General features: G+C 68.8%; 9 protein-coding genes. 6 read left to right on the forward strand and 3 right to left on the reverse strand.

The window, feature by feature from the left end; translation table 11 throughout:
• Positions 1 to 227 (reverse strand): thioredoxin domain-containing protein (locus VGZ23_02715; GenBank protein HEV2356511.1); only part of this gene is annotated, 227 nt, incomplete at its 3' end.
• 125 nt (positions 228 to 352) lie between these two features.
• On the opposite strand from VGZ23_02715, the gene VGZ23_02720 reads away from it, so the two are divergent.
• Positions 353 to 919, forward strand: a complete 567-nt coding sequence (locus VGZ23_02720; GenBank protein ID HEV2356512.1) for a hypothetical protein — start codon at positions 353 to 355, stop codon at positions 917 to 919.
• Positions 920 to 1,049: 130 nt separating this feature from the next.
• On the opposite strand, the gene VGZ23_02725 is transcribed toward VGZ23_02720, so the two are convergent.
• On the reverse strand, positions 1,050 to 1,418 hold the full coding sequence (locus VGZ23_02725; protein HEV2356513.1) for an STAS domain-containing protein: 369 nt from the start codon (positions 1,416 to 1,418) through the stop codon (positions 1,050 to 1,052).
• A 69-nt stretch (positions 1,419 to 1,487) separates the two neighbouring features.
• Positions 1,488 to 4,052, reverse strand: a complete 2,565-nt coding sequence (locus VGZ23_02730; protein ID HEV2356514.1) for a GAF domain-containing protein — start codon at positions 4,050 to 4,052, stop codon at positions 1,488 to 1,490.
• Positions 4,053 to 4,261: 209 nt separating this feature from the next.
• On the opposite strand from VGZ23_02730, the gene VGZ23_02735 reads away from it, so the two are divergent.
• From VGZ23_02735 to VGZ23_02755, 5 genes are all read left to right on the forward strand, one after another.
• Positions 4,262 to 5,989, forward strand: a complete 1,728-nt coding sequence (locus tag VGZ23_02735) for an acyl-CoA dehydrogenase family protein (protein HEV2356515.1) — start codon at positions 4,262 to 4,264, stop codon at positions 5,987 to 5,989.
• A 6-nt stretch (positions 5,990 to 5,995) separates the two neighbouring features.
• Positions 5,996 to 6,796, forward strand: coding sequence for an SDR family oxidoreductase (locus VGZ23_02740; GenBank protein ID HEV2356516.1), 801 nt, complete (start codon positions 5,996 to 5,998; stop codon positions 6,794 to 6,796).
• 7 nt (positions 6,797 to 6,803) lie between these two features.
• Positions 6,804 to 7,229, forward strand: a complete 426-nt coding sequence (locus VGZ23_02745) for a Gfo/Idh/MocA family oxidoreductase (GenBank protein ID HEV2356517.1) — start codon at positions 6,804 to 6,806, stop codon at positions 7,227 to 7,229.
• Positions 7,230 to 7,279: 50 nt separating this feature from the next.
• Positions 7,280 to 7,732 carry a hypothetical protein gene (locus tag VGZ23_02750; protein ID HEV2356518.1) on the forward strand — a complete coding sequence of 151 codons (453 nt, stop codon included), beginning with the start codon at positions 7,280 to 7,282 and terminating at the stop codon, positions 7,730 to 7,732.
• A gap of 209 nt (positions 7,733 to 7,941) precedes the next feature.
• Positions 7,942 to 8,147: hypothetical protein (locus VGZ23_02755; GenBank protein HEV2356519.1), on the forward strand; the 206-nt coding region annotated here is incomplete at its 3' end.

An 8,147-nucleotide genomic window follows, 5' to 3' on the forward strand; every position in this document is an offset into this window, starting at 1 on the left:
GCCTCCGCCGCCTGCTGCGCGTGAGGGCGCCGGACCGTCAACGGAAAGTTGCGAACGACGAACCGCAGCCGGGCACCGAGGCGCCGTTGCACCTCTTTGACGATCGGATACGCTGCTCCGGTATACGGACACTCGTAGTCGCCGTATTCCACGAGCGTCACCGGGGCCGTGGCCAGCCCAGATCCCGCCGTTCGGGCGTCCCGAGAAGGGGGTTGTGAAGTTCTCAGGGTATCACACCGATATCTACAGCAAAGAACTCTATCACCTCAGCATTGGGTTCTTGTATGCTCAACGCGGTCTGTGAGACCCGGCCGCGGGCGCACCGCGTAGCGACGTTCGAGGGAGGCATGCGATGGACGCGAAGACCCCGCCCGATGCGGGCCGGATGCCGGATGAGGAGACGCCCGGCAAGCGCTTCGCCTATGAGATGGCGTTCGACAGCCGGTTCGAGGGACGCCGGTGGGACGAGGTCGAGACAGAATTGCGGGCGGAATATCCCCGCTGGATGCAGCAGCAAGGCCTGGACCGCGGCGGAGCGGACTGGGACGGCGTCAAGCATGCGGTGCGTGAAGCCTGGGACAGCGCCCTGGACGTGGAGCGCGCGAAAACCGATCCGTGGAGCGGACAATGGGATGAGCGCGCGCCGGAATATCGGAGGATGTGGGAGAGCCGTTACAGTGGGTCCGGCCGCCGCTGGGAAGATGTCGAGCTGGGGTACCGGTACGCGGACTCGATGGGCCTGGATCCGCGCTACCTCGGCCGGCCGTGGGACGACGTGGCGCCGGGCCTCGAGGTCGAGTTCCCGACATGGGCCGCGTCGCACGGCTACCGGATCGGTGAAGGCGAGAACCTCTGGGAACGCCTGCGCGATTCGATCCGGCATGCGTGGGATCACGTCAAACACCGGCGTCCCTCCTAGGGGAACTACCGGCCCGCCAGATGACGCAGCACGGTACTGTAATTGGATGGACGATCACGCCGCCGGGCGCGCGAACGGGGACGGGGCGGAACGCATCGGGGCGCTCGACTGATTCGCGTCGCTGCAAAAATCAGCGTGCCGGCCGCGGCGCCCCCTTGAGCGAGTTCTGCGCGGTGTCGATCGACGGGAAGACCGGGATCACCTGATAGAAATTCAGCGTGTCGATCACGTCCTGCACCTGGTGCTGCGGATTGGCCAGCACCATGAGACGATCGTTCTCGCGGTAGATGCGGCGGTGGGCCAGCAACTCGCGGAACCCGGTGCTGTCGATGTAGGTGACATCACTGAGGTCGACGATGACATGACGGCCCAGGGATAACGCCGTGGTCAGCGCCTGCCGCAGAATCGAGACCGTGGACAGATCGACTTCGCCGGACGGGTGTACGATGTTGGCGAGCGACGCCTCATCAACCTGGCACGTCAAAAGACGGCTGCTCATGGCACGTTGCAATCAATTTACCCATCCGTGTTGGGACGGAAACGCGCGACGTACGATCTGGAGTGATGCTTACGCGGCGGAGTTGGAGCCCCGCGTCAGTTCCAGCATCGCCTCGACGACCGCCGGGTCGAAGTGCGTTCCCGCGTGCTGCTGAAGATACTCCCGCGTCTCGGCCTCGCTCCACGCCGGGCGATACGGCCGCTCCGACCGGAGGGCGTCCCACACGTCGACGACGGCAAACACGCGCGCGGCGAAGGGAATCTGGTCCTCCCTGAGCCCACGCGGGTAGCCGGTCCCGTCCCATCTCTCGTGATGGCAGTAGGGGATGTCGAGCGCCGGCCGCAGGTACTCGATCGGCGAGAGCAATTCGTAGGCCTGGACGGGGTGCCGGCGCATGATCGCCCATTCTTCCTCCGTGAGCGGCCCCGGCTTTCCCAAGATGCCGTCGGGGACGCTCATCTTACCGATATCGTGCAGCAGCGCACCCCGGCGCAGGTGCGTCAGATCGCCGTCCGGCATTCCCAAGGCCTGGGCCAGCGCGACGGCCATGTCGGCGACGCGCTGACTGTGGCCCTCGGTTTCCTTGTCCCGAAGGTCGAGGGCTCTCGACCAACCCTCGATCGTGCGGTCGTAGGCGAGCGTCAGATCGGTGTTCGCCCGCTGGAGATCGCCGACGAGCGTCGCGTTCTCCACGGCGATGGCAGCCTGGCCGGCCAGGATGGTCAGGAGATTCATCCACGGCTCACTGACGGCCAGCGGCCGCCGGTGGAAGACCTCCAAGACCCCCTGCACCTGGCCTTTGGCGGTCAGCGGCACGGCGGCGTACGCGACAAATCCTTCTTCCCGGAACATCTGCGCCCTGCGGAAATCCGACATCGAGATCACGTCCGGCATGACGACGGGTGTCCGCTCGAAGATGACGCGATTGAGGGCGTTGCCGCCCAGGGGCACGTGATGCGGGCCGGCCCAAAGGCTGCGGAAGCCCCGGCCCGCGGCATATTCCAAGGCCTGCGCCGCCCGCCGGAACAACAAGACGTCGGCGGCATCCACGCCGAGATGCTCCACGACCTTGCTGAGGAATAGCTGCAGCGTGACGCGCAGATCGAAGGTGCCGCTGATCGCGACATCGATCTCGTGCAGCGCTTGAACCTGCCGCAGGTGCTTCTCCGTTTCGGCAAAGAGACGGGCGTTGTGCAGCGCGGCGGCGGCCTGGCCGGCGAACAACGTCAGCAGGCGGGTGTCGCCGTCCGTGAACCGGCGGGTCGAGGCGGGAGCCTCGTGGACGTCGAGCGTCCCGATCAGTTCACCGCGATACAGCATCGGCACGCCGAGGAGCGGGCCGAGAGGCAGCCGTTCGGAGTGCGGCAGGCGCCCGTCCCAGGAGTGGTAGTCGTCGATCCGCATGGGCTCCCGACTCGCCGCCAGCCGGCCGAGAAATCCGTGTCCCATGGGGACACGGGTGCCGATCGGCATCGGGGCGTTCTTGGCGACGGTCATTTCGAGGTCGTCGCGCTGCGGGTCGTAGATCGCGAGCGTGCTCCCGTGCGCGTGCAGGAGGTCGGCGGCCCGCTCGACGATGGCCTCGAGCTGCGCGTGCAGATCGTGCTGCGTGCCCAGGTCGCGGGCGGTGTCGTACAGGCTGGCGAATTCCGCGGCCCGGCGCTCGGTCTCGTTGTAGAGCCGGGCGCGGCGGATGGCCGTTCCGCCCGTTTCGGCGATCGTCTCGAGGAGGCGCACGTCGGCTCCCGTGAACGGCCGGTTCTCCGCCGTCCGGGACCGGGCCACCACGAGCGTGCCGAGAATCTCTTCCTCGGACCGGACGGGGACCAGCGCGAACGGCCCGAGGGCTTGGTAGAGTGCGGCCTCCATGAACGGCGGCAGGATCTGGCCCGCGAACTCGCCGATAACGAACGACTCACTGGTTTGCACGACCCTGCCGGACCGCGTGCCCGCGACCGGAAACGTCGATCCCGTCACTTCGTCGGCGATCCCCGTCGTGTACACCCGCGTGAACATAGTCCGGTCCGGGTTGAGCAGGGCGAGCGCTCCATGGGCGGCCCCGAAGAGCGTCATGCTTCGCTCGACGAGCGCGCGATACATCTCCCCGAGCGACCGGGCCTCCCGGAGCGCTTTGGCAATTCCGTGCAGCGCTTCGAGGTCCGCGGCCCGGCGGCGGACGGTGTCTTCGGCGCCCCGGCTGTGCTCGGTCAGCGCGCGGAACAGCAGCTCGTTCTGACGGAGCGCCTCTTCGGCGCGTCGTCGCTCCGCGGTCTCGGTCAGGTCCTGGACCACCGCCAGCGTCGCGCGTCGGCCCGCGTACAGGAGCGCCTGCGTGAAGACGCGCGCGTCGAAGGCCCGGCCGTCCTTGCACCGATGGCGCCACTCGCCGGAGGATTGCAGGGTGCGGTGTCCGCGCGCCGCTCCGGCGGGCGGACGAGGCGCGCTCTCGGGAGGCCAGATGTCGGTGACGCGCAGCGCCAGAAATTCATCGTGCGCGTAACCGTATCGGGCGACGGCGGCGGCGTTCGCGTCGAGGAGCCGCAGGGTGTCCAGGTCATAGACGTACATGGGGAGCGGGTTGTGTTCGAAGAGCTCAAACGGCGTCTGGACGAAGGCCGCATCGCTCCCGCCCACTGTCGCACCACGCTCCCTTCCGTTAGGGTCATGTTCCGCGCGCCCCGCGATCCAAGCGGGTGTAGTGCAACATACCCCTTTCAGGTTCCTGCAAGACGACGCGGTCGGGGGAAGAGGATACGCGCGGGTTGCGCGACAGCAATCTGCGGCCGGCAGCCCGTGCTTGGGGAGGAAGGGTAGCCGCGCCCGAGCTCCGAACACGCATCGGCATGCACACCGTGGGGGGCGGCTTCCTGCTCGCGCGGTCCGGCGCGCCCGAGATATTTACGCCCGAAGACTTTTCCGAGGAACACCGGCTGGCCGCCCGGAGCCTCGCCGCCTTCCTCGACGCGGAAGTAGAGCCGCGGGCCGCGGACCTCGAGACGCACAATTATCCGCTGATGCGGGAGCTTTTGCGGCGGCTCGGTGCGCTCGGATTCCTCGCCGTCGATGTCTCCGAAGAGTACGGCGGGAGCGGGCTCGATCTCATCACGTCGCTGCTCGTGGCGGAGACCATGAGCCGCGGGTCGTTCGCGGTGTCGTTCGGCGCGCATACCGTGATCGGCACGCTGCCCATCGTGTATTTCGGCACCGAGGCGCAGAAGCGGCGGTACCTGCCGGGCCTTGCCGCCGGGGAGCTCGTCGGCGCCTATGCGCTCACCGAACCCACGGCCGGTTCCGACGCCCTGGCCGCTCGGACCCGCGCCGTCCTGACCGAAGACGGGGACGCGTACCGGCTCACCGGGACCAAGCAGTTCATCACCAATGCCGGCTTCGCCGACGTCTTTACGACCTACGCCAAGGTCGACGGCGAGCGCTTCACGGGTTTCATCGTCGATCGGGCCACGGACGGGCTCGAGGTGGGCCCGGAGGAGCACAAGATGGGCATCCGGGGCTCCTCCACGGCCAGCCTGTTCTTCGACAACGCGCGCGTGCCCGCCGGCAACGTCCTCGGCGAAGTCGGTGGCGGGCACCGGGTCGCGCTCAACATCCTTAACATGGGGCGTCTCAAGCTGGCCACGGCCTGCGCCGGCGCCGCGAAGCGCGCGCTGCGCCACGCCGTGGCCTATGCCAAAGAGCGCCGGCAGTTCGGCCGCTCCATCGCGTCCTTCGGGCTCATCCAGCAGAAGCTGGCGGACATGGCAGTGCGGATCTATCTTCTCGAAAGCATGATCTACCGGACGGGCGGCCTCATACGGGCGGCCGGGACGGCACCGGACGGAGCGGTCGCCGCCCTCGAGGAGTACGCGGTCGAGTGCGCGATCGCCAAAGTATACGGGTCGGAAGCCGCGGGCTTCGTGGCGGATGAAACGGTGCAGATCTTCGGCGGGTACGGCTTCATCGAAGACTACCCGGCCGCGCGGGCGTACCGCGACGCCCGCATCAACCGCATCTACGAGGGGACAAACGAGATCAACCGTCTGCTGATCACGGGGATGCTGCTGCGCCGGGCGCAGCGGGGCCGTCTCCCGCTCCTGGCCGCCGTCCGCAGCGCCGCGGGCCGGTCCCTCCCGGGTGTGGAAACCTCCGGGGGCGTCCTCGCTGAAGCGCATCGCGACGTCGAGGCCGCACGCGCGGCCTGCCTGCGCGTGGCGGGGAGCGCCGTCGCCAAATGCGGGGACAGGCTCGGCGATGAGCAGGAAATCCTCGCCGGGATCGCCGATCTGGTGATCGACGTCTTCGCGATGGAAAGCGGCCTGCTTCGGGCGCACCGCGCGCTGGACCGCGGCGCCGCCGCCGACGCCAAGGTCGATCTGGTCCGGGCCGGGCTCGCCGACGGCCTCTTCAGGATGGAGGGACGCTGCCGCCAGGTGCTCGCGGCGGTGGAGGAGGGTGAGGAGCTGCGGGGTGCGCTCGCCGCCCTGCACGGCCTCGTGCCGGACGTGCCGCCGGACGGGATCCGGCTGCGGCGACGGATCGCCGGGCGCCTCCTGGACGCGGGCGGGTACGTCGCGTAGCGCCCGATGTCGGAACCACGGGCGGAATCTTCCGCGCGGATCCAGGACCTCTTCGACCTCTCCGGCCGCGTCGCGCTCGTGACGGGCGGATCGCGCGGACTCGGCCGGGAGGCCGCGGAAGCCCTCGGCGAGGCCGGGGCCTCGGTGGTGCTGGCCGCGCGCCGGGTGGAGTGGCTCCGCGCGGCGGAAGCGGCATTCCGCGCGGCCGGCATCGAGTGCCTCGCGGTCCCCTGCGACATCAGCCGGCCGGAGGCGGTCGGCGCGATGCTCGAGCAGGTGGTGGCGCGATTTGCCAAGGTCGACATCCTGGTCAACAACGCCGGCGTGACGTGGGGCGCGCCCGTGCTGGAGATGCCGCTCGATCGGTGGCGGCAGGTGCTGGACACCAATCTCACCGGGACGTTCCTGGTTACGCAGGCGGTGGGGCGCCTCATGGTCGAGCGCCGCTGCGGCAAGATCATCAACGTCGCGTCGATCGCCGGTCTCGTCGGGAACCCGCCCGACGTGCTGGACACCATCGGCTACAGCACGGCGAAGGGCGGGGTCGTGGCGTTCACGCGGGATCTGGCCGTCAAATGGGCCCCCTACAACGTGTGCGTCAACGGCATCGCCCCCGGATTCTTCAAGACGCGGATGACGGAGGCGCTGCTGGCGCAGAACCGGCAGCGCGTGGAGGCGCAGATTCCCCTCGGCCGCATCGGGCGGCCGGGAGACCTGAAGGGCGTCGCGGTCTTTCTCGCCTCGGCGGCCTCCGACTACATCACCGGCCAGATCATCGCCGTGGACGGCGGTCGCACCGCGGTATGAAACGGCCGTGAGGGTCGGCGTCGTCGGCGCGGGCTTCATCGGGCGCCTGCACGCGCTCAACCTCAAGGCCGATCCCCGCGTCGATCTGGTGGGCGTGGCCGACACGGTCCCCGCCGCGGCGCAGCGCCTGGCCGGCGAGGTCGGCACGAAGGCCCTGCCGGATCTCGCGGCGCTCCTCGACGCCGGCGCCGTCTACGTGACGACTCCGAACAGCATCACGTCGAGCCGGTTCTGGCCGCCCTCGCGCACGGCGCCACGTGTTCTCCGAGAAACCCATGGCCACGTCGCTCGACGGCGCCCTGCGCATCCGCCGGGCGGCGGAAGGCGCGCGGCGCCTATCGGATCGGCTTCAACCGGCGGTTCGCCAACGTCTACGTCTTCGCGCGGGGGCTCATCGACGCCGGGCGGCTGCGCCCGATCGCGGCGCAGCTGAAGCACAATCGGAGCGAACTGCGTGAGCCTCCCTGGACGGCCGATCCCGGGGTGACCGGGGGCTACTCATGTGAAACGCCGGTGCACGTGTTCGACATGGCGCGGTTTCTCTTCGGGGAGGCGGCGGAGGTCCAGGGGTGGGCCCGCCGGAGCGTGTACGCCGAGCCCGACGCGTTTGTGCTGCTCGTCAGGTTCGAGCGCGCCGCGTTCACCGGGGGCGCCCGCGTTCAGGTCGACGCGATCGGCTGCACCGCGATGCCGTTCGTGCAGAAGTGGGGGAACGTGGCCGAAGACCGGCTCTTCATCGACGCCGCCCTCGGGGAACGGCCCCCCGGCTGTATCCGCGACCGACGGTTATCGGGCCACCGAACTGGTCGAAGCCGCATACCGCGCCGTGCGGGAGTGCCGCCCGGTCCGCCTGCCCCTTCCCGAGCCGGCCGCCGGTTAAGGCGTCAGGGATGCGCGCGGGCCCGGCGTTTGGCCCATCGTCGCCCGGGGAAATAATAGGAGCAGTCAAAGAGAAGGGCACGGGAGGGGGTGAACAGTAGATGATTTTCCTGCTCCTTGGTCTGCTCATCCTCGCGGCGACCGGGCACATGATTCTCCGGTAAATGCCGGCGGGCGTGACGGATTGTGATAGCAAATCATAACACCGCGTTCAAGAAGCGAAGGACGAGGAAGTATCGGTTGGGCGACACAACAGGGAGGGGTGTATGCGCAGATTTGGGATCGTCGTCCTCGGCGTAATGATTCTCTCGGCCACATTCGCCGGCGCCGCAATGGCGCAGACCTACAGCACGCCGCCGGCCACGCAACCAGCCACACAGCCGGCCACGCAACCAGCCACACAGCCGGCCACGCAACCAGCCACACAGCCGGCCACGCAGCCGTCGACCGCGACGCCGGGTCAGTATCCGAG

The organism is bacterium (genome assembly GCA_035945995.1).
Classification (GTDB): Bacteria; Sysuimicrobiota; Sysuimicrobiia; order Sysuimicrobiales; family Segetimicrobiaceae; genus DASSJF01.

Bases quoted from the DNA above. Each gene is read 5' to 3' on its own strand.
- VGZ23_02720 (HEV2356512.1), top strand. From the start codon at position 353: ATGGACGCGAAGACCCCGCCCGATGCGGGCCGGATGCCGGATGAGGAG.
- VGZ23_02725 (HEV2356513.1), bottom strand. From the start codon at position 1,418: ATGAGCAGCCGTCTTTTGACGTGCCAGGTTGATGAGGCGTCGCTCGCC.
- VGZ23_02735 (HEV2356515.1), top strand. From the start codon at position 4,262: ATGCACACCGTGGGGGGCGGCTTCCTGCTCGCGCGGTCCGGCGCGCCC.
- VGZ23_02740 (HEV2356516.1), top strand. From the start codon at position 5,996: ATGTCGGAACCACGGGCGGAATCTTCCGCGCGGATCCAGGACCTCTTC.